At 61.0% G+C, this 23,301-nt stretch carries 21 protein-coding genes; 9 read left to right on the forward strand and 12 right to left on the reverse strand.

Features of this window, described 5'->3' with window-relative positions:
* Positions 1-183 precede the first annotated feature (183 nt).
* Complete coding sequence (locus JIN78_RS10915) at positions 184-1,629, forward strand: beta-1,6-N-acetylglucosaminyltransferase (protein ID WP_200392006.1); 1,446 nt, start codon at positions 184-186, stop codon at positions 1,627-1,629.
* A gap of 202 nt (positions 1,630-1,831) precedes the next feature.
* On the opposite strand, the gene JIN78_RS10920 is transcribed toward JIN78_RS10915, so the two are convergent.
* The 4 genes from JIN78_RS10920 to gcvT are packed head-to-tail and all read right to left on the reverse strand — an operon-like array spanning position 1,832 to position 6,657.
* Entirely contained in the window at positions 1,832-2,341 is a 510-nt protein-coding gene (locus tag JIN78_RS10920; protein ID WP_200392007.1) for an 8-oxo-dGTP diphosphatase, read from the reverse strand.
* A 9-nt stretch (positions 2,342-2,350) separates the two neighbouring features.
* Positions 2,351-5,149: an aminomethyl-transferring glycine dehydrogenase gene (gcvP, locus tag JIN78_RS10925; protein ID WP_200392008.1), complete on the reverse strand. Its 2,799-nt coding sequence runs from the start codon at positions 5,147-5,149 to the stop codon at positions 2,351-2,353.
* A 30-nt stretch (positions 5,150-5,179) separates the two neighbouring features.
* Positions 5,180-5,557 (reverse strand): glycine cleavage system protein GcvH, encoded by a 378-nt coding sequence (gcvH, locus tag JIN78_RS10930; RefSeq protein ID WP_200392009.1) that lies wholly within the window; start codon positions 5,555-5,557, stop codon positions 5,180-5,182.
* 23 nt (positions 5,558-5,580) lie between these two features.
* Positions 5,581-6,657 carry a glycine cleavage system aminomethyltransferase GcvT gene (gene gcvT, locus JIN78_RS10935; RefSeq protein WP_200392010.1) on the reverse strand — a complete coding sequence of 359 codons (1,077 nt, stop codon included), beginning with the start codon at positions 6,655-6,657 and terminating at the stop codon, positions 5,581-5,583.
* Between the two features lie 124 nt (positions 6,658-6,781).
* Between gcvT and JIN78_RS10940 the strand changes: the two genes are divergently transcribed.
* On the forward strand, positions 6,782-7,600 hold the full coding sequence (locus JIN78_RS10940; protein ID WP_200392011.1) for a hypothetical protein: 819 nt from the start codon (positions 6,782-6,784) through the stop codon (positions 7,598-7,600).
* Here the strand turns inward: JIN78_RS10940 and JIN78_RS10945 are convergent.
* Together JIN78_RS10945 and recO are read right to left on the reverse strand one after the other, a co-directional pair.
* A complete protein-coding gene (locus JIN78_RS10945; protein ID WP_200392012.1) occupies positions 7,597-8,088 on the reverse strand; it encodes a methylated-DNA--[protein]-cysteine S-methyltransferase in 492 nt (163 codons plus the stop codon). The two genes, JIN78_RS10940 and JIN78_RS10945, sit on opposite strands and share 4 nt — an antisense overlap.
* On the reverse strand, positions 8,085-8,618 hold the full coding sequence (gene recO / locus JIN78_RS10950; RefSeq protein ID WP_200392013.1) for a DNA repair protein RecO: 534 nt from the start codon (positions 8,616-8,618) through the stop codon (positions 8,085-8,087). The genes JIN78_RS10945 and recO overlap by 4 nt, the downstream gene beginning before the upstream one ends.
* Positions 8,619-8,753: 135 nt before the next feature.
* Between recO and JIN78_RS10955 the strand changes: the two genes are divergently transcribed.
* A complete protein-coding gene (locus JIN78_RS10955) occupies positions 8,754-9,899 on the forward strand; it encodes a S1 family peptidase (protein WP_200392014.1) in 1,146 nt (381 codons plus the stop codon).
* Here JIN78_RS10955 and JIN78_RS10960 read toward each other — a convergent pair.
* Together JIN78_RS10960 and JIN78_RS10965 are read right to left on the reverse strand one after the other, a co-directional pair.
* On the reverse strand, positions 9,880-11,325 hold the full coding sequence (locus tag JIN78_RS10960) for a DUF7133 domain-containing protein (protein ID WP_200392015.1): 1,446 nt from the start codon (positions 11,323-11,325) through the stop codon (positions 9,880-9,882). The two genes, JIN78_RS10955 and JIN78_RS10960, sit on opposite strands and share 20 nt — an antisense overlap.
* Before the next feature lie 26 nt (positions 11,326-11,351).
* Positions 11,352-12,899 (reverse strand): c-type cytochrome, encoded by a 1,548-nt coding sequence (locus tag JIN78_RS10965; RefSeq protein WP_200392016.1) that lies wholly within the window; start codon positions 12,897-12,899, stop codon positions 11,352-11,354.
* A gap of 170 nt (positions 12,900-13,069) precedes the next feature.
* Between JIN78_RS10965 and pncA the strand changes: the two genes are divergently transcribed.
* Genes pncA through JIN78_RS10980 form a run of 3 tightly spaced genes read left to right on the forward strand, consistent with a single transcriptional unit; the run spans position 13,070 to position 15,222 of the window.
* Entirely contained in the window at positions 13,070-13,681 is a 612-nt protein-coding gene (pncA, locus tag JIN78_RS10970; RefSeq protein WP_200392017.1) for a bifunctional nicotinamidase/pyrazinamidase, read from the forward strand.
* The gene (locus JIN78_RS10975; RefSeq protein WP_200392018.1) at positions 13,678-14,634 is read left to right on the forward strand and encodes an ADP-ribosylglycohydrolase family protein; all 957 of its coding nucleotides are present in this window, start codon (positions 13,678-13,680) and stop codon (positions 14,632-14,634) included. Before pncA ends, JIN78_RS10975 begins: the two co-directional genes overlap by 4 nt.
* 30 nt (positions 14,635-14,664) lie before the next feature.
* Complete coding sequence (locus JIN78_RS10980) at positions 14,665-15,222, forward strand: YqgE/AlgH family protein (RefSeq protein ID WP_200392019.1); 558 nt, start codon at positions 14,665-14,667, stop codon at positions 15,220-15,222.
* Between the two features lie 66 nt (positions 15,223-15,288).
* Here the strand turns inward: JIN78_RS10980 and trxA are convergent, their stop codons facing one another.
* Together trxA and JIN78_RS10990 are read right to left on the reverse strand one after the other, a co-directional pair.
* Entirely contained in the window at positions 15,289-15,609 is a 321-nt protein-coding gene (trxA, locus tag JIN78_RS10985) for a thioredoxin (RefSeq protein ID WP_200392020.1), read from the reverse strand.
* 186 nt (positions 15,610-15,795) lie between these two features.
* Positions 15,796-16,182, reverse strand: coding sequence for a hypothetical protein (locus JIN78_RS10990; RefSeq protein WP_200392021.1), 387 nt, complete (start codon positions 16,180-16,182; stop codon positions 15,796-15,798).
* 548 nt (positions 16,183-16,730) lie between these two features.
* On the opposite strand from JIN78_RS10990, the gene JIN78_RS10995 reads away from it, so the two are divergent.
* Complete coding sequence (locus JIN78_RS10995; RefSeq protein WP_200392022.1) at positions 16,731-17,342, forward strand: hypothetical protein; 612 nt, start codon at positions 16,731-16,733, stop codon at positions 17,340-17,342.
* 65 nt (positions 17,343-17,407) lie between these two features.
* A complete protein-coding gene (locus JIN78_RS11000; protein ID WP_200392023.1) occupies positions 17,408-19,333 on the forward strand; it encodes a DUF4340 domain-containing protein in 1,926 nt (641 codons plus the stop codon).
* Positions 19,334-19,373: 40 nt separating this feature from the next.
* Here the strand turns inward: JIN78_RS11000 and JIN78_RS11005 are convergent, their stop codons facing one another.
* Together JIN78_RS11005 and JIN78_RS11010 are read right to left on the reverse strand one after the other, a co-directional pair.
* Positions 19,374-19,757: an ApaG domain-containing protein gene (locus tag JIN78_RS11005; RefSeq protein WP_200392024.1), complete on the reverse strand. Its 384-nt coding sequence runs from the start codon at positions 19,755-19,757 to the stop codon at positions 19,374-19,376.
* A gap of 67 nt (positions 19,758-19,824) precedes the next feature.
* Positions 19,825-20,697: a TIGR01777 family oxidoreductase gene (locus JIN78_RS11010; protein WP_200392025.1), complete on the reverse strand. Its 873-nt coding sequence runs from the start codon at positions 20,695-20,697 to the stop codon at positions 19,825-19,827.
* 134 nt (positions 20,698-20,831) lie between these two features.
* Here JIN78_RS11010 and JIN78_RS11015 point away from each other — a divergent pair, with 134 nt between their 5' ends.
* Positions 20,832-23,297 carry an LPS-assembly protein LptD gene (locus JIN78_RS11015; protein WP_200392026.1) on the forward strand — a complete coding sequence of 822 codons (2,466 nt, stop codon included), beginning with the start codon at positions 20,832-20,834 and terminating at the stop codon, positions 23,295-23,297.
* Positions 23,298-23,301 lie beyond the last annotated feature (4 nt).

A 23,301-nucleotide genomic window follows, 5' to 3' on the forward strand; every position in this document is an offset into this window, starting at 1 on the left:
AGAATCCAGAATCCAGAATCCAGAATCCAGAATCCAGAATCCAGAATCCAGAATCCAGAATCCAGAATCCAGAATCCAGAATCCAGAATCCAGAAACTGCTCACTGCTCACTGCTCACTGCTCACTGCTCACTGCTCACTGCTCACTGCTCACTGCTCACTGCTCACTGCTCACTGACAACCCATGACCCATCCTCATACCTTTCTTATCAATCTCGGACGTCGTGACGATCGACGGGGAGAAGTGGAGTGGCAACTTCTACAAGCAGGGATTGAAGCCGAGCGTTTTCCAGCCATCGACGCGCGCTTTGTCAAGTCAGCCCGCGGCTACGAACATAAAGGACGCTATGCCCTCGCTCTGACCAAGCGGTTGGCCCTGCGGGCGGCTCGCCAACGAGGGGCAAAGGCCGTGCTTCTACTGGAAGACGACGTCCGCCTACATCCTAATTTTCAGGAACTGGTCTCCCGTCTCTCTCTGCCTGAGGACTGGGGGATGTGTTATCTGGGCTGCTCCCACGAACAAAAGCCAGAGATCGTGGCCCCCGGTCTGGCGCGCGTCTGTTATGCCGTCGACAATCATGCGCTGATGGTGAACGCCCGCTACTACAACACTCTCATCCAAGCTCTCGACCTCACCTCCCGCTACCGAGCGGGCGACGATCCCAAGGCTGCCTCCGATCGTATTCTGGCCCGCCTACAGGAAACGGTTCCTACCTACGCCGCCATTCCCAATTTGGCTTGGCAAGCGGAAGCCCCTTCTGATCTCGTCGGCAAAACCTACACCCTCTACACCGCCAACGGAACGCCCAAACAGCATCTCGCTCTCAATCGCCAGGTTCTCAACGAAATGGTAACAGGCTGGAAAACTCCGCCGGAACCCAAGCTGGGCTTGCTCTTCCTCACCCGGGACGAGGTGAATCATCCCGAGATCTGGCGCGAGTGGGTGGCGCAAGCTCCCGAGCGGGTGAGCATCTGGAGCCATCCCAAGGATCCAGCGGCCCTCGCACCGGAGGCCTTTCTCGCTGACACAATCATTGAAGACCATCACGAAACGGCGTGGGGCGACATCTCGCTGGTGCGGGCCTCGCTGGCTTTGCTCAAGGCCGCCCTCGCGGATGAAAGCGTGACTCACTTTGCCCTCCTCTCCGAGTCGTGCCTGCCAGTGCGGCCCTTGGGTGAGGTGCTCCGGCGCTTGCAGTTCGATCCCCGACCGCAGTTCCGCCCTCTTCCCTGGGACAAATCACCCAAACGCTTCCGAGTCAAGGTGGCGAAACAAGAGAGTATCCCACCCGAATTGTGGCGCTTCCATGCCCAGTGGTGGTTACTGGACCGCACTTGTGCCCAACTGGTCACGAGGCGGGATTATACCGAGGCGATGAAAACGGTCTTTGCCGCTGATGAGGGCTACTTTGGCACCGTGCTGAATCTGGAAGGCTATCCACTGGACGACCATGTTTTAGCGGAAGATGTGACCTGGACCCATTGGCAGAAAGACGCCGGTAGTCCGGACAGTCATCGCACCATCACCCGCGAGCATCTCGCCGCCATCGTCAGCAGCCGCGCCCTCTTCGCCCGCAAATTCCCGCCCGGTGCCGACCTCGGGAACTACGGCCTGCATCGTCCGTTTTAAAGAAAAAAGTGTAACCGCAAAGGTTCGCGAAAGCATCAAAGAACTGGAATCGCGGCTCCCGCGCGTGGTTACTGCAATTTCTCAGAGCCCCCGTTGGTGTCAGCACGTCGGTAGGGCTGAGTCACGGCGCGGCGAGCCGCTGAGCCCTACCAACTATTGAGTCCTTTTGTCACCAAATCGGCTCCGATTGATGCGAGGGCACTCAGTACGCCACTCCGAAGGTGACTTCTTGCCAGAGAATGGTCTCGCCTTCGAAGACGAAGCGCCCGCGAAAGCTCTGCCCGGCCAGCACCTCACCCAACCAAAAGCGGTCGTCAGCCCACATGCGCTCGAAGGGAATGGCATTGACCGGAGTCCAGAGCGGGATCGCCTCCGGGGTGGCGGTGGGAGTGCCTTCATAGCCATCGGCCACAAAAACGTGGCAATGGATATCCGGAATATCGGACATGGCAAAGAAGAGTTCTCCCCGTTTGCTCACCCCGGTGGGAGTGATGCAGAGTTCCTCCTGGGTCTCGCGGATGGCGCATTCCAGCGGAGTCTCGCCCGGATCGATTTTGCCCCCCGGACCGTTCACCTTGCCTGCGCCAATGCCACGTTGTTTCTCGATAAGGAGAACCTCATCCCCCACGCGGACAAACATCAGGGTGGCCCGCATTCCCGGGGTCCATTTTTCCCAATCGACAAGGCTCTCGGTCTGGCTCGGGGCAATCATCAATTCGATTCAGTCTTCAGCGTAAGCATCCATGCCTTCGCAGGTGCAGACCAGGTTGCGGTCTCCGTGCACGTTATCGACCCGACCTACGGGTGACCAGAATTTCCATTCGCGCAGACCCGCGACCGGCCAAGCCGCTTCGCTCCGGCTGTAGGGATGGTTCCATTCATCGGCCGTCACCATGGCCGCGGTGTGCGGGGCATTCTTGAGCACGTTGTCCTCGGGATCTTTCTCTCCGCCGGCCACGGCTTCCATTTCGGCGGCAATGGCTCTCATCGCTTCACAGAAACGGTTGGCCTCGCGCAGGCTTTCCGACTCGGTGGGTTCGATCATCAGGGTGCCCGCCACCGGCCAGCTCATCGTCGGGGCGTGGAAGCCGTAGTCGATGAGCCGCTTGGCGATGTCCTCGACGGTCAGGCCACTGGCTTTGCTGACCTCGCGCACATCGATAATGCACTCGTGGGCCACCAATCCGTTGCGTCCTTTGTAAAGAACCGGGAAAGCGGACTCCAGCTGGCGGGCGATGTAGTTGGCCAGGAGCAAAGAGACCTGCGTGGCCTCGGTCAGTCCCTGCGCCCCCATCATGCGGATATACATCCAGGAAATGACGTTGATGGACGCACTGCCCCAGGGGGCCGCCGATACGGGATGGCTCTCGTCGGGCAAGAAAGGCACGAGGTGGGAAGCGACCCCGATGGGACCGATGCCAGGGCCTCCCCCGCCATGAGGAATGCAAAAGGTCTTGTGGAGATTGAGGTGGCACACGTCCGCCCCAATCAAGCCGGGGCTGGTGAGGCCCACCTGGGCATTCATATTGGCCCCATCCATGTAGACCTGCCCCCCGAGCTGGTGGACGGTCTCGCAAATTTCCAGAATTCCCTCCTCAAAGACCCCGTGGGTGGAGGGATAGGTGACCATGAGTGCGGCCAGCTGATCGGCGTGTTTTTCGGCCTTGGCCCGCAAATCGGCAAGGTCGATGTTGCCGTCGAGGTCGCACTTCACCGGCACGACTTTCATTCCCAGCATCACCGCGGAGGCTGGATTGGTGCCGTGGGCAGAGGTGGGAATGAGACAGATGTGGCGGTCGTGATCGCCGCGCGACTGGTGGTAACGGCGAATGGCCAGCAAGCCCGCGTATTCGCCCTGCGATCCCGCATTTGGCTGCAGGGAAACAGCGGCAAACCCCGTGATCTCGGCCAGCCAATCCTCCAGCAGGGTCAGCATTTCGGCATAGCCCCGCACTTGCGCGGCGGGGGCAAAGGGATGAATCTCCCCGACCTCGGCCCAGGTGACCGGAATCATCTCGGCTGCGGCATTGAGCTTCATGGTGCAGGAGCCGAGCGGGATCATGGCCTGATTGAGGGCCAAATCTTTTCCTTCGAGACGACGCAGATAGCGCATCATCTCGGTCTCGCTGCGGTAGCGGTGGAAGACCTCGTGGGTGAGAATCTCGCTTTCCCGGGAAAAGGCAGGCAGGGTGCAAGGAGTCTTCTCGCCCGCCTGGGCCCCGAAGAAGCCCAGCAGATCGGGAAGCTCGGCAGCAGTGCTCAACTCGTCAAAAGCGAGCGACACCTGATCCTCGCCAATGAGGCGGAAGTTGTAGCCCGCCTCGCCCGCGCGCTGGACGATGGCCTTGGCCTCGGCAGTGCGGACCGTGACGGTATCGAAGAAAACCTCCCCCACCGGAGCCAGGCCCACGGTGCGCAGACCGTCGGCAAAGCGATGCGCGAGACCGTGGGTGCGCCGGGCAATCTCACGCAACCCCTCCGGACCGTGGTAGACGGCATACATGGAGGCAATGACGGCGAGGAGAACTTGCGCGGTGCAGATATTGGACGTGGCCTTGTCCCGGCGAATGTGCTGCTCGCGCGTCTGCAAGGCGAGACGGAAAGCGGGCTCGCCCTGACTATCGCGGGAAATCCCCACCAGACGGCCGGGCAACTTGCGCTTGAGAGCATCCTTGACCGCGATGTAGGCGGCGTGCGGCCCCCCCCCTCCCATGGGAACGCCAAACCGTTGCGTGGAGCCCACGCAAATGTCGGCTCCCCAGGCTCCGGGTTCTTTGAGCAAAACCAGCGCCAACGGATCGGCCGCCACAATGACGAGGGCCTTCGCGGCATGGACTTTCTCCGCAAAAGCGGCGTAGTCGTGAACCTCGCCCCGGGTGTCGGGATACTGCACAAGAGCGGCGAAGAGTCCTTCACAAGCTGCGGGATCGAACTCCCGCCAATCTCCCACCCTCACCTCGAGGTCGAGAGGTTCGGCGCGGGTCTGCACCACCGCGAGCGTCTGGGGGTGACACTGTTCGTCGACGAAAATAACGGTGCCCTTGGGCTTGCCCGCGCGGGCCAGAGTCATGGCCTCGGCCGCGGCGGTGCCCTCATCGAGCAAGCTGGCATTGGCCACATCCAAGCCGGTGAGATCGGTCACCATGGTTTGGAAATTGAGCAAGGCCTCGAGGCGTCCTTGCGCGATCTCGGGCTGATAAGGAGTGTAGGCGGTATACCAGCCGGGATTCTCCAGCAAATTCCGCTGGATGACGGGCGGCAGAATGGTGCCGTGGTAGCCTTGGCCAAGGTAACTGCGGGCGACCTGATTCTGGGAAAGAATGCCCTTTAGCTCAGCGAGTGCCTCCCGCTCTCCCAAGGGCTCCGGCAAGGAAAGACTGTCTTCCTTGCGGATGGCCTCGGGAACAATGGCCGCCGTGAGTTCCTCCAGAGAAGAATAGCCCAAACGGGCGAGAACTTCGGACACTTCCTCGGAACCGACTCCGAGATGACGATGTTTGAATTCGGTCTGCGCTGACACGGCGGCACTTTCAACAATTATTCGCGGAAATCAACCAATTTGCTCCTCGTAATCATCCGCGGTGAGGAGGCCTTCGACGATTTCCATGTCATTGACCCGGATTTTGAACAACCAACCCGAGCCATAGGGGTCTTCGTTGATGTTGCCGGGCTCTTCTTCCAAATCGGTATTGACCTCGACCACGGTGCCGCTGACGGGGGCGTAGATGTCGCTGGCCGCTTTCACGGACTCGACCACTCCGATGGCCTCTTTTTCTTCCACTTCGCGATCGACATCGGGGAGTTCGACGAAGACGACGTCGGAAAGTTCTTCCTGGGCGTGGTCGGTGACCCCGACGGTTGCGATGTCACCGTCCATGCGGACCCACTCGTGTTCTTCGGTATATTTCAGGTCTGAAGGTATAGCCATGTCTGCTTTCTATGATGGAGTTCTCAGGCAACGAAAGGTTTTTTCACAACTTTTGCCGCCATCTTTTTTCCGCGTGCTTCGATGAAGACTTCCTGTCCCACCTTGGCTTGGGAAGCGGGCAGGTAAGCCATTCCAATGCCAAGTCCCAGACAAGGTGAGAGGACCCCACTGGTCAGGGTTCCGAGGGGCTGTCCGTCGCTATCAAGCACGGCATAACCGGGCCGGGGCGGAGCTCCCTTCTTGAGGCATTGGATCGCCACCAGCCGTTCGGCAGGCTTGTCTTCTTTTTGGCGGCGGAGAACTTCGTGACCCGTGAACTCTTCTTTGTCGAGTTTGACAAAAAAGCCCAAACCGGCCTCCAGGGGGGTGCGGTCGGGGCTGAGGTCGGAGCCATTGAGGGGGTAGCATTTTTCCAAGCGCAAGGAATCGCGCGCGCCCAGACCACAGGGCGCGGCCCCGGCCTCGGCAAACTCCTCCCACCAGCGGGCGGCGGAGGAGGCGGGACAAAAAAACTCGAAGCCGTCCTCACCAGTGTAGCCCGTGCGGCACACCCAGGCGATCTGACCATCGAGCTGCAACTCGTCGATGCCATTGCGCGAGGGCAAGGTGCGCCCCCCGAACACGCGGGAAAAGACATCCACCGTATTCGGTCCCTGCACCGCGATCCCGGCCAAGCCTTCGCTCTCATTACGCAGAGTCACGCCCTCGACGGCATGCTGACCGAACCAGGCCAGGTCCTCTGCCAGACAGGCGGCATTGACGACCAGAAAGTAATGGCCCTCACTGAGTCGGTAGATGATGAGGTCATCGATGACTCCTCCCCGCTCATTCAGGAGGAAAGTGTATTGCCCCTGGCCATCTTCCAAGGCCGCAACGTCATTGCTCAGGAGCTTGTTGAGCCACTCCTCGGCTTCTTCGCCCTCGACGAAGAGTTGCCCCATGTGGGAAATATCGAATTGGCCCACCGCTTCGCGCACGGCCTGGTGTTCGCTCAGGATGGATTGATACATCACAGGCATTTCCCAACCGGCGAAGGGCACCATGCGCCCACCCGCTTCCCGATGAAGGTCCGCCAGGGGACTCTGCTTCAGCTCGCTCATGGCGGGACCCTGCCCCTCTCCCCTCGCAATGTCAATCTTGGGAAAATCACTCGTGTCAGCATGAAAACGCTTTCTGATCACAAAACATTGGCAATCCACGCCAGCAGGTATTCACTGGCCTCTCATGTCTTTCCTCACCACCTTGGAAAATCGTCTCCCCTGGCTCGCATTCCCCAGTTTGCTGCGGGGTTTTGCCATCATTCACTTTGTGATGGTCCTGCTCCTAATGGCGCGGCCGGACCTGGGAATAGCGATGGCCTTCGACTGGCCCAAGATCATGGGAGGTGAGTTCTGGCGCATTCTCTCTTTCCTCTTCCTCGTCGATGTGCCCCATCCCGAAAGCGTGGCCGGCTTCCGCATGCTCCCGGTGCTCTTCGCTTTCTTCGCCCTCCTCATCGCTTTCATGTTCAATGACACCCTCGAGACCACCTGGGGTGTCTGGCGCACCTCCCTCTACTTTTATCTCGTCATTTTGGGCCAAATCGTCGCCAACTGCCTCCTGGCCCTCATGGGGGCACGGGTCGAGCTGGTGGGCGGCTACTACCTCTATCTGGCTGCCTTCTTTGCCTTTGCCACTCTCTTTCCCAAACACACCTTCCTGCTCATGCTCATCATCCCGGTGCAGGTCTGGGTGCTGGCTGCCATCGCGGCCTTTTTCCTCCTCGCCAAGGCCGCCGGACAGCCCAGTTTTTTCCTCTATCTCGGGCTCACTTTTGCTCCCTTTCTTGCCTGGGCCATCCCCCAGTGGCGGCGGGCCGGGGTGCAACGCAGCTCCGTCGCCAAGCGCCGGGTCGCCTTCGAGTCCAAGAAAAAAGCGGGCCAGCAAGGCTCCTTCCACCTCTGCAAGGTCTGCCAAGCGACCGAGAACAGCCACCCGGATCGCGACTTCCGGGTGACTGCCGAGGGGGACGAAATCTGCAGCGCCTGCCTGGACCAGGACTAGCAGAGTTCTCCGCGTTGCTCGTGATTGAGAAGAAAGCGCTTGCGCTCCAGACCGCCGCCAAATCCGGTCAGACGCCCGTTGGCTCCGATCACGCGATGACAGGGCACGATGATGGAAATGGGGTTCGCGCCATTGGCCAGACCCACCGCGCGCACGGCTGTCGGTTGCCCAATGGCCTGCGCCACCGCCTGGTAGCTCCAAGTCTCCCCAAAAGGAATGGTGGCCAGCACCTGCCACACCGCACGCTGGAAATCCGTCCCCCGGGCCGCACAAGACACCGAAAAAACCTCCCGTCGACCGGCGAAATACTCGTCCAGCTCCTCCTCCGCCTGCGAAAGAATCGCACTCTCCCCCGCCTCCCAGGGCTCCTCACAGCGGCCCGCGAAGTAAAGACCGGTCAAGCCCTGCTCGTCCGCCAACAAAGTGAGCGGACCCACCGGAGAAGCCACTTCCCGCCCCCACGCGAGCGCTGATCGAGGTGTTTTCATCTTTCCAAGAGTCGCATGGCTTCGCGGCGACTACGAGGAAATCCACCAGCCAAAACCTCCTCCAGACGCGCGACATAGCCCGCGCCCCGGCCCACCCCGAGCCTTTCCGCCAACTCTTTTTCAAAAAAAGGCAGAGCCCGGGCCAGCTCACCCCCCCCGGCCAAAAAGTCGAGCGCCCGCCGCAGGAGGTCGTGAATCTCGGGCACCGCCGCCTCCCCCTCCACCGCACGCTCCACCAATTCACCCAAGTAAGCCGCGACCACCGTGCGGGCATACTCCCTGCGCAGGGAAGCGCGCAAATCGACCACCCGCAGCTCCCGCAAGGCATGCAACTCGCTCGCCCGGCTGCGCACCCAGGCAAATTCCGCCTCCACGAAGAGATCGAGTTGGCCCGCGAAAGCACTGCGCCGCCCGCGGGCCCCTTTGGCCACGGTCTTGAGCAACCCCCACTCCACCGTGCACCAACTCACAATCAGGCTGGTCTCGGTCAACTTGCGGGTGCGGATGATGATTCCCTGCGCGGTCTCCACCCGGCCAAACTAGAGCGAAAAGAGATCCGAGGCCACGGCAAATCAAACCGAGTTTTCGCCCACTCCTCTTCCTCTCTGAAAAAAAACCTGCTAATTTCAGAGCAAATAGAACAACTTCTGCTACACTTTACCGAAATGACAAGATTGCTCTTACCCCTTCTCCTTCTCGGCACTCAGGCCTCCCTTCTTTCCGGAGCCCCCGAGACCCACCCCACCACCATCAAAACCCTGGCCGCCCAATCCTCAATTCCTCCTTCGCTGCGGGTCTTTGACGAGCTGGCGCTGATGCGGGAGCAGCAGACCGCTTTTGATGCGGTAGGCCCCACGGCTCCCCCCTTTGTCGAGCTCGCTCCCGGTCTCGACACCAAGCGCGCGCCCTTCCCCGTCCACGTGGATTCCACGCCTGCTGCCGAGGCCCGCCCCACCGACCTTTATGACCGCCACGCGCCCGCCACCTTTCTCCTCAATCGCCTCTATCAATGCGGCAAGTGCGACCACTGGCACAGTGGCGGTGGCGGGACCGCCTTCGGCATCAGTGCCGACGGACTCATTGCCACCAATGCCCACATCTTCGAAGGAGCGGGCAAAGACGACCGCTTCGTGATCGTGACCATCGATGGCGAAGTCAGGCCCGTGGTCGACATTCTGGCCGCCGATGGCGACAACGACGTCGCGGTGGCCCGGGTCGCCCTCCCGGAGGGGGAATCGCTCCCCCACTACGAGCTGACCTCCCTGCCGCCAACCGGATCGTCCATTTTTGTCCTATCCCACCCCGCCGGTCGCAACTGGGTGCTCACCTCGGGGGTCGTCAGTCGCCATCACATGATCTATCCCGAAGGGGCCAAGGGGCCGGCAGTGCAACGGGTGGCCATTGATGCCGATTTTGCCCGCGGTTCTAGCGGTGCCCCGGTCCTCGATACCCAAGGTCGCGTGGTCTCTCTCGTGGCGTCCACCAACAGCGTTTATTACAAAGGTCAACAGGGAAAGAACGATGAGGGCGGCAACCCGCTCCAGATGGTCTTTCACGACACGGTGCCCATCAAGAGCCTGCTGGCTTTGCAGGGAGAAGAGGAGCCCGTCAGCCCTCCCGAAGTGGTGGCCGCCACCCCAGCGCAGCCGGAAAACGCCGACAGTCCACAGGAAGCAGAGCCCCCGGCTGCCACCTCTCCCGTAGAAGACACTCCCGTAGAAGACACTCCCGCAGCAGAAGCCCCGGCGGAGGAAGCTCCGGTCGAGGACTCGTCTCCTCGCGAGAGCGCTGCTACCGCACCCACTCGTTGATGGTGTAGTAGCTTTTGGGATGCCAGAGCGAGGCCCCATCGGGACCCGTCACCCTGCTGGCATCCAGCTCGTGGACATGACCCTTCACCCGGCCTTCCACGGTCAACCGCACCGAGAGCCGATCCTCCGCGACCTCGGCCCGGACGACCTTGGGGGTAGCGGCATCCACTTGCGGGCTCCCGTAGCTACTCTGGTAAATGTAAGTCCAGGCCGCCATCTCGTAAGAAGCCGGATCGCCTGCCCGCTCGGCATTGACCGGTTGGGTAAAGACCAGCTCCCAGCCCTCTTGGGTCAGACGCATCTCCTTCATCTCGAAGGGCACCTTGCCCGTCCAGCGGGTGCGCTCGAAGGTGAAGGGTTTCCCTCCCCGGGCCGCCCAACCGCGATTGGTGCCACCGACAAAGAGCGTGCCGTCCTCACTCAACCGCAGGGGCACGATGCCCGAACGATAGCCTTCCAGAAAGTGCCAGACCGCTCCCTGGTAAACGCCATTCACTTTCTCCAAAAAGACGCGCTGGACCTGTGAATGGGTCTGCTCTCCCACCAAAGTTTGCCCGGCGAAAGGACCAAAACGGCCCGCCGAGTCCTCTGGAATAATTCCCGTCGGAGATTGCCCGATGAGGCCGTGGGGAAAGACCACCGCCGGAGGCACCAGCTCGGGATACTTGGCCCGCTCGGTCTCGATACGTGAGCCCGACTCCGGGGTCGGCGGCTCCGGCAAGGTGTCTTGCAGCGTATGATACTTATTGCCGGTCGGATTGCCCATGAAGCCACCCACCCGCATGTGCTTGAGCGAGGAGCTGCCATTCCAGAGGCCTTGGTTGTCGCAATAAAAAGTGTCTCCCGCCGCATTGAAGCCAATGCCTCCGGGGGAACGGATTCCCGTCACGGTGGGGAGAGCCTCCCCCTCCGGCGTGATGCGGAAGCCCCAACCTCGGAAAGGCGAGTTATCCGCCGCGCCGCCCGAACCCGTGAGGCACAAAGCCACCCAGACATTGCCATCCCGGTCCGGATCGGAGCCAAAGGCATACTCGTGGTAATCGCCATTGATGCCCCAGGGAGCGGACACCGTGACGAACTCATCGGCCCAGCCATCACCATCACTATCTCGCATCTTGGTCACCTCCGGCCGCTGGGTCAGCCACAACCAGCCATCGCGCCAAAACATGCCAAAGGGCTCGTGCAAGCCTTCCGCAAATTTGCTCCAGCTCACTTGAGACAAATCGTCCCCATAAGCGCCCTCACAAATCCAAACATCTCCCCGGCGGCTGGCCACCGCCACCTTTTTCCCGGGCAAAAGGGCAATGGAGCCCACTTCCATCACCTCGCCTTCCGGCATGGGAATTTCCTCGGTGCGATAATAGTCATCTCCCCAACCCGGGCTGCAGCCAAGGGCCAGGCCCAGCGCGATCGCTTTCGTCTTCATCTTGCTCACAATCATTCTCGTCCTTCTCACTTCCACTGGTAACTGACCCGCAGACGATTCTCTCCGGGCTGTAAATTCAAGGGTAGGACCACGCCTTCCCGCGTCACCACCGGCTCACCCAAATCCCCGCTCTCGAGCACGATCTGTCCGCCCGGCCCGATGGCAAAACGGTGTGAGCCCAGACTACGGGCCCCGGGACCACTCAAGCGCAGACTCAGATTCGCCGGGGGCTCCTCGCCCGCCCTTAGGCTGATTTCCCGCCGCAGCTCCCCCGCATCGCCCTCCATCGCCTTGTCCCTGATGGAGAGCCCGGCCACCTCGTAGCGGAACTCGGGCCGGCGGCGTTCATCGAGCACATAGCCCCGGAAGCGCGGCTTGAGCTCCTCCTGCCACTGCCTCGGCCAAGGGGTGGTCTCCTCCCCGCGGTAGGCAAAGGCCGGCCCCGTCGCCAAGGCCTGCACCTGCTCCCCGGCCGGGGGCTGAAAGCCCTTGCCGCGCGCCGTCCAATGCAATCCACCGTCCATAAAGGCTCCCTGCCAAACCAGCGGAATTCCCAAATCATCGGCATCAAAGGCCAGATTCACTCCTCCGGGATATCCCACCCCGATGGCCCGCGCGCCACTGCCTTTAATAAAGTTGCGATAAATGCGCGCCTCGTCGGTCACCACGATGGGCAGGGAAGGAATCACCTTCTCTTCCACCGACTTGGTCGCGCTCAGCTGGGTCCATTGGTTTTTGAGCATCATGGCCAGCGAAATGCCTTCCTGCCCCTCGAATTCAAAGTATTCCACCCGAATCTTCACCGGGCCCGGTTTCAGCCAAAGCTTACCCTGCTTGGCCCGCCCCATCGGCCCCGTGCCCTTCACTTCCGCAATCTTCCGCCCGTCAATGAACAGGCGCGATCCATCATCGGAGTCGAGCCGGAAAAAGTATTCCCCCTTCTCCGCAATGTTCAGCACGCCCTCCCAGACCACGGCGAAATGCTGCTTTTCCCCGAGAGTGGACAGGTCGAGCAACCCGGCCGCCTCTTCTTCCACCGCCGCCACCTTCAATTTGCTAAAGTCCGGCATGGTGGTGAACTTCCCCTTGTAAACGTGGGCCACCAAATCCTGGATGGGCCCGGAATCATGGGGCAGGGGCCAGCGCTTGAGCAGCTCGGGTGCCTTCCACATCGTCTTGCGATCCGCCGAACGACCTCGCGCCGCTTTGACAAAACTCGCCTCAATTGGCTCCTCCGTATGCCCCCAGGACGTGCGCACATAGCTGACGATGCGGGCAATCTGCTCATCAGAGAGAGCCGCTCCCTGCGGCGGCATGACGAGGTCAAAACTCTTACCCGCAACCGAAACGGGCCCCTCCAGCCCATGCAAAACCAGCTGCACCATGCGCTCGGCATCGCCCCGCACCCATTCGCTGCCCGCCAAAGGAGGAAAAGCCCCTTCCCCAGCCCCCTTGCCGTCGGGATTGTGGCACGCGCCACAGAACATCTCATAGTCCTTCTGCCCCGTTTCCCCCGCCGCCGGCAGAACCACCGCCGCCAGAAAAATCGCTCCAAGTAATTGACCTCTTTCCATCTTGAGAAAAAGCAATACGGCAACTAAGCCCGAAAACTAACCTCTCTTACTTATCAAAATTCGTCACCAAAGTCCCACGCCTCGAATAGTGTTAATTTTACACTTAACACTTGCCCTGATGACCCCCGCCGCTTAGCCTCCTGACAACCACCCTACCCTGCCCCCTTTACATGAAAACACTCCTCCTCATCGACCTTCAGAACGACTTTCTCCCCGGGGGAGCCCTCGCGGTGAGAGGCGGGGATGAACTCATTCCCCTCATCAACAACCTCATGCCCGGCTACGACCACATCCTGGCCAGTCAGGACTGGCACCCGGCGAATCACGGAAGCTTCGCGGCTAGTCATCCCGGCCAGCAAGAGGGAGAGGTCATTTCCCTGCACGGGCTCCCGCAAGTTCTCTGGCCCGTCCATTGCGTGCAAAACACCCCCGGAGCCGATTTCGCGCCGGGCCTGCACACCCAAGACATTGCCGAGGTCATCCTCAAGGGCACCGACCCCGCCATCGATAGCTACAGTGCCTTTTACGACAACGGTCGCCGCCAATCAACAGGTCTGGCCGAAACCCTGCGCACGCGGGGAACCAGCGAGCTCCATGTCTGCGGATTAGCCACCGACTACTGCGTCAAGTTCACGGTCCTCGACGCCCTCGCCGAAGGCTTCGCCACCACCCTAATTGCCAACGCCTGCCGGGCAGTGGAACTCACCCCGGGCGATGGGGAAAAGGCCCTCGCCGAGATGGCCGCGGCTGGCGCTCGCATCATCACCACCAACGAGCGATGAAAGATCTGCAGGACAACTATCGCGGCACGCTGCTGGGCCTGGCTCTGGGCGACGCCCTTGGCACCACGGTGGAATTTCGCCCCCCGGGAAGCTTCGAGCCCCTGACTGATTTGACCGGAGGCGGGCCTTTTCACCTGCAGGCGGGACAATGGACCGATGACACCTCGATGGCCATTTGTCTCGCAGAGTCCCTTATCGCCTGCCGGGGCAACGACTTGACGGATCAATGCCAGCGCTATCTCGACTGGTGGCACCAAGGCACCAACAGCGCGACCGGAAGCTGCTTCGACATCGGCAACACCGTGCGCAGTGCTCTCGCCACCTTTCAAGCCACCGGAAATCCGCAATCCGGATCGCGTGACCCACAGAACGCGGGGAACGGCAGCTTGATGCGCCTGGCTCCCGCCGCTCTCTATTACGCCTGCCGACCCCGCCACGAATGCCTCCAGCGTTGTGAGGAAAGCTCCCTGACCACCCATGGCGCGGACGAGACTCTCTGGGCCTGCCGTCTCTTTGGCAATTGGATCGTGCAAGCTCTCACCGCCACAGACAAGAAGGACGCCCTGAGCCTGGAGGCCGGACTTCTCACCCGGGCGGACTACGCAGGGCCCTTGAGTGATGCCCTGCAAGCTGTGGTCGCGGGCTCCTACCGGCACCACGAGCCCCCCCGTATTCGCGGGACCGGGTATGTCGTCCACTCGCTGGAAGCTGCTCTGTGGGCCTTTTGGCGGGCGAAAGATTTCCGCCACGGTGCCCTGCTGGCCGCCAACCTGGGGGATGATGCCGACACCACGGCAGCGATTTACGGACAACTGGCCGGAGCCTTCTGGGGCGGCGATGCGCTTCCTCCCGACTGGCAGGCCAAGCTCCACTGGCGCGAGAAACTCTCCACCCTCGCAGAGACTCTCCATCAACTGGCCACGAAAGCTTCTTCCCCTCCCTCCCTTCCTTGACCCCGCTCCGGGATTGTGGAAGATAATGGCGTGTTTCAACCGCCTCCCCATCCGCCCCAAGTGTCGCAGGGAGATTTGCTCCTTGCGGATCCCTCCCTCCGGGATGGGATTTTCAACCGCTCCGTCATCCTACTGGCCAGCCACTCCCCGGAAGGCTCCTTCGGCCTCATTCTCAATCAACCGAACGGGCACTTGGTGGGAGACGTTTTACAAGAGCCGAAATACGCCGCCCTGTCCCGCATCCCCATCTACAACGGGGGCCCGGTTGGGCGCGAGCACCTCACTTTCGCCGCTTTCTGGACCTCGCCGGACAACGAACTCCGCTTTGCCATCCGCATTCCCGCCGAAGACGCCATTGAACGCAGCAAGAGCCCGGGCACTCTGGTGCGCGCTTTCGTCGGCTATTCCGGCTGGTCTGCCGGCCAGTTGGAAGACGAGCTGGAGCACAATTCCTGGGTTGTTTCCCCCGCGCCTCCCAATTTCCTCAGCAGCGAGCACGACGATGAGCTGTGGAAGAATACTCTTCGCAAACTCAGCCCCTACCATCACCTCCTGGCCCTCTGCCCGCCCTCTCCCTGGCTCAACTAGAAAAGGCCGCTCTCCCCGGGGAGAACGACCTTTTCAGATTCAGAATTTTTCCAAAGCGGACAGTGCTCAGGCCAGGGACTCGAGCTGCTCGCGAAGACCATCCTGCGTCACGCGGGCCCCAACGATGGTGTCCACCACTTCGCCATTTTTGAAGAACAGGAAAGTCGGGATGGATTGCACGTTGTATTTCTGAGCCAGTTCCCCGGCCTCATCAATGTTCACTTTGCCTACCTTGGCCTTTCCTTCCACCTCGCCGGCAACGGCGTCGATGATGGGAGCGACGCTTTTGCAAGGGCCACACCACTCCGCCCAAAAGTCCACCAACACGGGGACATCGGACTCAAGAACTTCGGATTGGAAATTGTCGTTTGTAAATTGCTCTGCCATGCCGAGAACTATGGACAGCAAAAAGGCGGCGTCAAGCGCCGCCCTTGTCTCGTGGAAAAGGAATTCGTTCAAGTTCCTGCTGTGCCGCTTACGCCCCGGAGGCCATGAAGGCGACCAAGGCGGCGACGAGAGCAAGAATGAAAGTAATGATGGGTACTGCCATGAGAGAGAGTCTTTCTTGAAAGATTAAAGTTCAAAATACTGAGACCAGTCGCGGGGCTGAGGCTCTTCGGTGTCGACCCAAGTCTTGGCAGTCAGGAACTGGCTGGCGAAAACGGCCAAGGCCGCGACCAATGCGAGGATGGCCAACACGGACGTGATGGTGCCATTCTCTTCCGCTTCATCGTCGTCATCAAAGCCTCCGATCGTGGCGGGGGCGGATTGCATGCCGGTGCCTGTGGGAGCGCCCAGCTGGGAAGTGCCGCCGGACTTCAAAGGCACGGTCGCCGTAGGCTTGGGGCTACCGCCCAATTGCGGAGCGGGACCGCCGCCAACTTTCAAAGGAACGGTCGCCGCAGGCTTGGGAGCCGCAGTGCCGCTCGGGGCCGGTGCGCCACCGGTCTTCAGTGCCACAGTGGGTGCGGGTGCCGGGGCGGCCGGCTTGGGAGGACCAGCGGGAGCCGCTGCGGAGGGAGGGGCGGGCGCGGCAGGAGCCGAAGCACTGGGAGGCTTGGGCGGACCTCCAGCTGTGGGAGCGGGTGCCGAAGGAGGCGCGGGCGCGCCGGGCGCGGGAGGCCCCCCCGCAGTCGGGGGCTTGGGAGCCGCTCCTTCAGGGGCATCAGAGGCCTTTAGGGTGACCCGAACGGTTTCTTTCTTCAAGGGAACGGCCGAAGTTTTGGTCTCCGGCTTTGGTGGTTGTGGTGCCTCGTCGCTCATAATTTACGCTTGGTGTGTGTAGAAAATTCAGAGGGCCCGGAACAGGCCCTTTCGATCATCGTCCTGACAGTTAACTAAACTTCGCCCGTGGCTGTCAAATCCACAGGACAGATTTTTCGCCATCTTTCTGCCCCCGCATTCATGGTCATTACAAACAAGCGACGATTTTCTCCCCAAAAGAAGGAATATTGTCCCCTCCCACCCCGATTAAGGAGTAGACTCTAAAAAACCACCCTCTCGAAATCATGACCACAACCCCACGAAAATCCCTCCCCCGTGTCCGCCGCTGGCGCATTCCCCTCCTCATCCTCGCCCTCCTCGGTTTGGGCGTGCTGGCAGCCGGGGCCGCCCTCTGGTGGTTCAACCGCCCCATTCAGGCCACCGTCCTGACACCGCCCGAAAAAGCCGTGCTGGAGGAGAAAATGACCGCGCTGGAGGAAGCCCCCCCGACTTCCCCCGGCTACACCCCCGGCGACAAGGAAATCATTCTCAGTGAACGCGAGCTCAATGGCCTCATCCACGAAAACACCCAGCTGGGCGATCAGCTCAAATTGGAGCTGGCCAAGGATGCCGTGCATGCCCGCCTCAGCCTCGATATCCCGGAGGACTTTCCCCTCATGGCTGGCAAGAAGCTCAAAGGCCGGGCCCGCTTTCTCGTTAAAGACGCCAGCGAGGCTCCCGCGCTCATCCTCGAAGATCTGACCCTCTGGGGCATTTCCCTACCCAATGCCTGGCTCGGCGATCTGAAAGGACAGAATCTACTCGCCAACCTGCTCAGCAGCGATGGTTCCTCCCTCGCCGGGGTGGAAGAGATCTCCATCGACGCGGGCCAACTGGTCATTCGCCTGGCGGAGTAGCCCGCCCCCATCCTTTCTGAAAATGCGGTTGCTCCCCGGCCTCCGAGGGAGCAAGCTCAGTGCCGATGTCTTCCAAAGTCCTTACCGTCTTTCTTGCGGTCCTCGCTCTGGCCAGCGGGGCGATGGCCTTTCTCCATTTTACCCAAAAGAATCTCGCCAGCTTGTTCGGGGAGCCGGCCCTGCCAACCGAAAGTCTTCTTTTCGCGCTCAACCCAAGCGAAATCCGGCAGATCACCATCACCACCCCCCAGGGAAGCCATGACTATGAAGAGCGGCAAGGCCAGTGGCTGCTCAAGAACGGCTCCACCCTGGACCGGGCCGACTACCGGGTGCTGGAGACCCTGCTGGCCTTCTCTGCCGACCTCACGGTGCTGGAGAGCCTCCCAGCAAAAAACAACGACCTCAAGGCCATGGGCCTGGACCCCGCCTTGGCCACCATCACCTTGACCAATGGCGACGGAGAGGAAGTCGCCAGCTACCACCTGGGAGAACGGGCCCCCTGGCAATCCCTGCGACCCGCCAAAGACCAGTTCAGCCAACCCTACAACCAATCCAGCCTCTACCTGCGCCCCCGCGGAAGCGACCATCTCTACCTCTGCACCTCCCCCTATCTGGATGAAGTGGTGGCCAATGGCTTCCGCCGCCAGCGCGACCTGCGCCCCTTCTTCTTTCCTCCCGAGCTGCTGGCAGAAGTCACCATCACCCGCCCCAATGGCAAACTGGTCCTCGCCCGCGAAAGCCCGGTCGACGGCTGGCAAATCGAAAAACCCTTCAAGCTCGATGCCGATCCCACTGCAGCCGCCGAGCTGGTGGCCGGTCTCTACAATCTCACCGCACGCAAAGCCCTCAACAAACCCGCCCCTCCCCTGGATGAAACAGCCTTGGAGCTCGCCTTGCGCTTCTTCTCGCTGGACGGCACCATCCACGAGACCCCAGTGACCCTCTCCCTGGCCGAGCCGGAGCCCGATGAACACAGCTACTACATCGGCCGCCTGGATGACTGGCGAAGCGCCATTGAGTTCGAGATCCCCCGCGCGGCCACCGATGAGCACCCGGGAGTGGATGCCCTCCCCCTCACCCTTGAGCGCCTGCGCGGGGCCCGCCTTTCCGGACTCGATCTGCGCTACTTGAAAAAACTCACCATCCGCACCCCCGAGCTGGCCACTCCGCTGGAAATCGAAGTGGCCAAGAGCCCCATCTCAGGAGAAATGCGCGTGCAACGCACCCTCGCTGGTCGCACCGAACCCGCTAACGAACTCACCTTCTACAATGTGAAAAAAACCCTGCTCGCTGACGAAGGCGTGAGCGCGGTGGCCGATGCGGTGGAAGACTTTTCCTCCTACGGCTTGGACCAGCCCATCCTCGTCCTCGCTATGGAACTCTTCGACGGCACTCGCGAGACTCTCTTTTTTGGCGAGGTGATCGATGAAGAAGGCATTCCCCACTACTACTTCCGTCGCAATGAAGCCCGCAGCGTGCTGGAACTCCAGTCCAATGCCTTCTACAATCTGGCCACCCGCCCCTACCAGTGGCGCGATGCCCTGGTGTGGAACTTCAACATGATCGACCTCAAGACCTTGCGCTTGGAAACCAGCGGATCTCCCGCTCTTACCCTCAAATACAGCGACTTGGCACAAACCTGGGAAGCGCGCATTGAGAACGAGGACGTCACCGCCCTGCTCAACGAAAACCGGGCCAATCGCTACCTCGAAACGCTGGAAAGCTTGAGCGCGGTCCGCTGGCTGGGACCGGACCACCGCCCGGCCCAGCTCGCTCTGGAAAGCCCGGTCTACACCCTCACCGCGCTTTTCGATAAACCCGACGACGAGGAGATCATCATCGAGAGCAAACAGCTTTCCCTCGCCGGGGCCGCCAGCCAATCCGGCAGCAGCCCTTTCTACTATGGCAAAATCGAGAACGATCCCAACTACTTCATTCTCGACCTGGCCACCGTGCGGAAACTGGCCCAGCCCCTTCTGGAGCAGGAATGACTGCGGCGGGCACCTCCCCCACCCGGTGGCCGCGAACGGGCTAGGCCCACCCCGGCAGCTCCATCTCGAAGCGAGGAATAGGGACAGAGATGCGGCGTCCGCTTTCCGTCAGGCCGTAAAATGCCCCTTCGGCCCAACCCTTAGCCGCGAGGACGTGGTAACTATTGTAGGAAAAGCGCTCGCCCGGCCCCAATGAGGGCTGCTCCCCCACGATGCCATCCCCTTCCAAAACGAACACCTCGCTCTCCTCGCGGACGATCCACTTTCTTCCGAAAAAGGTGATCTCCTCGCTGCCTTCGTTGAGAATAGTGATGAAGTAGACGAAGGGATGAGGTTTATCCTCGGGTGCGTCCAAGCTGGGCACGTAAACCACCTCGCTCACGTCCACGGAGAGTCCCGCCATTTCCTGCCAATGTCCTGCCACGGGATCACTCTTGCCTTGCCAACCCCTTTTGCCAAGTCCCCAGGCAGGCATGTCCCGCTTCCTCCCCTCAGGAAGAAAGGGCCTCCAGGAGCGCCCGTGGATTGGCATAGGCAAATTGATAGCCCGTCTCTTGCAACACCTTCGGCTCCACCCGTTGGCTGGATAAGAGCGCGCTACTGAATCCGCCCAAGACCACCTTGAGGGCAAGGGCCGGGACCGGAAAAAGCGTGGGCCGGTGCATGACTTCTCCCAACATACGGGTCATTTCGCCGTTGGTCACCGCCCCAGGCGCCACCAGATTCATGGGCCCCACCACCTCATCAGTTTCCAGAGCATGCACCATCCCGCCAGCCACATCGTCCAGATGAACCGGGGACCAATACTGCCGGCCATCGCCCAATCTCCCCCCGAGCCCCCACTGGAAGACCTGCTGCAGGCGCTCCCAAGCCGGAGCCCCCGGCCCCAGAACCACTCCGATTCGCCCCAACACCACCCGCACCTCGAGAGCTTCCGCCTCCCGGGCCGCCGCCTCCCATTCCAGACACAGGCGTGCGAGATAATCCGGGCCCGCCTCCTCGCCCTCAGTGAGGAGCTCCTCCCCCCGATCGCCGTAATAGCCCACCGCCGAGGCATTGAGCAAGACGCGGGGTCTCTCCTCAGCCGCCATCGCCGCCAGACTGGCTACGATTCTTTCCGTTACTCCAATGCGGCTCTCGTGAAATTTCTCCCGATTCTTCTGGGTCCAACGTTTGTCGATGGCCTCCCCGGCCACATTGACCACCCCGTCCAGGCCTCCAAAGCCATCGTCCAGAGACCGCCATTCCCCTTCTCGTCCCTCGGGGGCACGACTAAACCCAACCCACTGGTGATGAGAAGATTCAAGTTTCCCACGCAAGGCCTTCCCCAGCAGTCCCGCAGCTCCCACGATGCCAATTTTCATGCCCCCAGCATAGCCCCGTTTTCCCTTCCGCTCAATCTTACGCAAGCCCCCGCGCCCGCGCCCCCTTCTCCTCATGTCCAAGAAGCAGAAAACTCTGTCTTTACAGGTTCGAGCCCACTTCGGAGACTCCGCCCATGGACGACAGGTTGAGGACTCTTTTGATGCTTTCGCTGGCGGCGGCGCTCCCCTCGACCGCTCAAAACCGGGCCAATGCCCCCGCCCAGACCATTCCCACCCTCCCCGAACCTGAAACGAGCGCCCAACCAGGGGAAGGGCTGCTAATGCCGGAGACCGGCCTGCCCAATGGCTTTTCCTTCCGCGCCGACCAACTGGAATTGGTGGAGGGGGACTCCATCAAGCTCGCTGCCAGCGGCAACATTCTTCTACGCACCAATCGCGGCGACGTGCTGCGCTCGCAAAAGGCCTTCCTCGACTACTCCGAGGAGGCCAACTCGGCGGCCACCTTTTCCGGCCATGTCCGCCTGCGCTCGGACAATGGCATCGAAATTTTCGCCGACCGGGCCCATCTCGATGAGGAAAGGAAGAGCATTGTCTTCAGTGGCAATGTCTCCGCCTACCAAGGCACGGCCCTTCACCGGGGGGAAGAGGTCATCTACCAATACGAACGCAAAGAACTCAATACCCGCAACTTGCGCACCTCTTTCGCCCCTCTTTTGCTCGAGGCCGGACAGTTTCAAGCCCAAGAGCGCGAGGAAGGCAACTTCTACCAAGGACGCAACGCCGGAGTCACCACCCACGATGCCGAGAAACCGAACTACTGGATGCGGGGCGATGAAGTGACCGTGATTCCCGGGGAATCGGTTCACTTTCGCAACCTCCGCTTCTACGCCGCCGACCGGCAGGTCTTCTGGCTTCCCGGGCTCACGCAGGACTTCGATGGCGAGTTCAATTACCGCCCCACCCCGGGTATCCGCTCCAACTGGGGACCCTACCTCCTCAACCAATACAGCCATGACTTCGGTGGCTTGGAGGATCCGGCCACCGGCCTCAAAAATGACCCCACCCACGAAGCCACCTGGCACTTTGATCTCTACGGCCAACGAGGGGTCGGGCTCGGCTTGGACCTCGATTCCTATGCCCGCAAAGACAATCCCAATCTGGGCTGGATCTCGGGCTATCACATCTATGACCTCGACCCCGGCGAACAGCGTTCGTCCGAATCCCGGGACGGCTTTGACGACCCGAATCGCTACTATTTGCAAGCGAGACAACGAATCGATGCCAATTGGCTCCCCGGCGCGGAGGGCTTCATCGATCTGAATAGCACCTTGCTCTCAGACCGCTTCTTCATGGAAGACTTCCGGCCTCGCGACTACACCACCGACTACCAACCCGACAACACCCTCATCTTCTCCCAAGCCTGGGAGGAATCTCAGCTCCTGACCGCGTGGACCCGCTTTCGCCTCAACGAGCACTATCAAAGTGACTTGAGACTTCCCGAAGTGGTCCTCGACCAGGTGCGCCGCCCCATTCTCGGCTCCGCCCTTTTGCATGAAAGCCAGAACATGGTCGGACTTTACCGCGAAGAATTGGCCGATTTCCGCGAAGAGCGATTGCGGCGCGAGTTTGCCCAACCGGCCACCACCGCCGCCCGCCGCCGTCAAATCGAAGGCATTCTAGCCGATACCGGTTTTGCCCGCTTTCACACTTACCACGAGATTTCCTATCCTCTCACCTTGGATTCCGGGCTGCACCTGACACCCCGCCTCGGGGCTGGCCACACCCGCTACCACGATGTGCAGGGCCCGCTCGATAGCGAAAGCCGCACCCACCTGCATCTCTCGGTGGACGCCTCCCTCAAGTTCACCCGCCAATATCCCGATTGGATTTCCCAAAAATGGGGGCTGGACTCGGCCCTCCACGTCTTTCAGCCCTACGCCACCGCGACCTCCCTCACCACCGACAATCTGGATGCCTCCCTGCGGCCCATTGATCGCCTCACCCCTTCCACCCGCCCCCGCGCTCTCCACCTGGGCCGCTTCTCCGCCATCGACGACTTTGCCGATTGGCAGATTCTCCGCCTCGGCACCCGCAACCGCATCCTGACCCGCCGCAATGGCTCTTCCCACCAATGGCTCGAGGTCGACTCCTACATCGATATCTTCGGCAACGACCCCGAGTTCGACCGCGCGGTGTCCAACTTCTACACCGATGTTCACTGGTCACCCCTCCCGTGGCTGGACCTCACCTTGGAAACGCAAATCCCCCTCTTCTCTTCCTCCAACTTCACCGAAATCGCTACCGGGGTGGACTTCATGCTCGATGAAAATACCGAGCTCTCCCTCAATCACCGCTTCCTCCACGATCACCCCATTTTACGCGACTCCAATCGGCTGGAATTCAACGCCTATCATCGCTTCAACGAAGAATGGGGCCTGGGCGCGACCCAGCGTTGGGAGTTTGAGGACAGCACCTTGGAATTCCAAGAATACAGCCTGCACCGCAACCTCGATTCCTGGATTTTCACCATGGGCCTCTTCTCTCGCGACAACTCCGGAGAGACCGAATACGGGCTTCTTTTCGGGCTCACTTTGACAGACTTTCCCACTGTCTCCCTCCCCCTGCAAGTTGACAATTAGCGCT

It is taken from the genome of Roseibacillus ishigakijimensis (assembly GCF_016595415.1).
In the GTDB taxonomy this organism is placed as follows: domain Bacteria; phylum Verrucomicrobiota; class Verrucomicrobiia; order Verrucomicrobiales; family Akkermansiaceae; genus Roseibacillus; species Roseibacillus ishigakijimensis.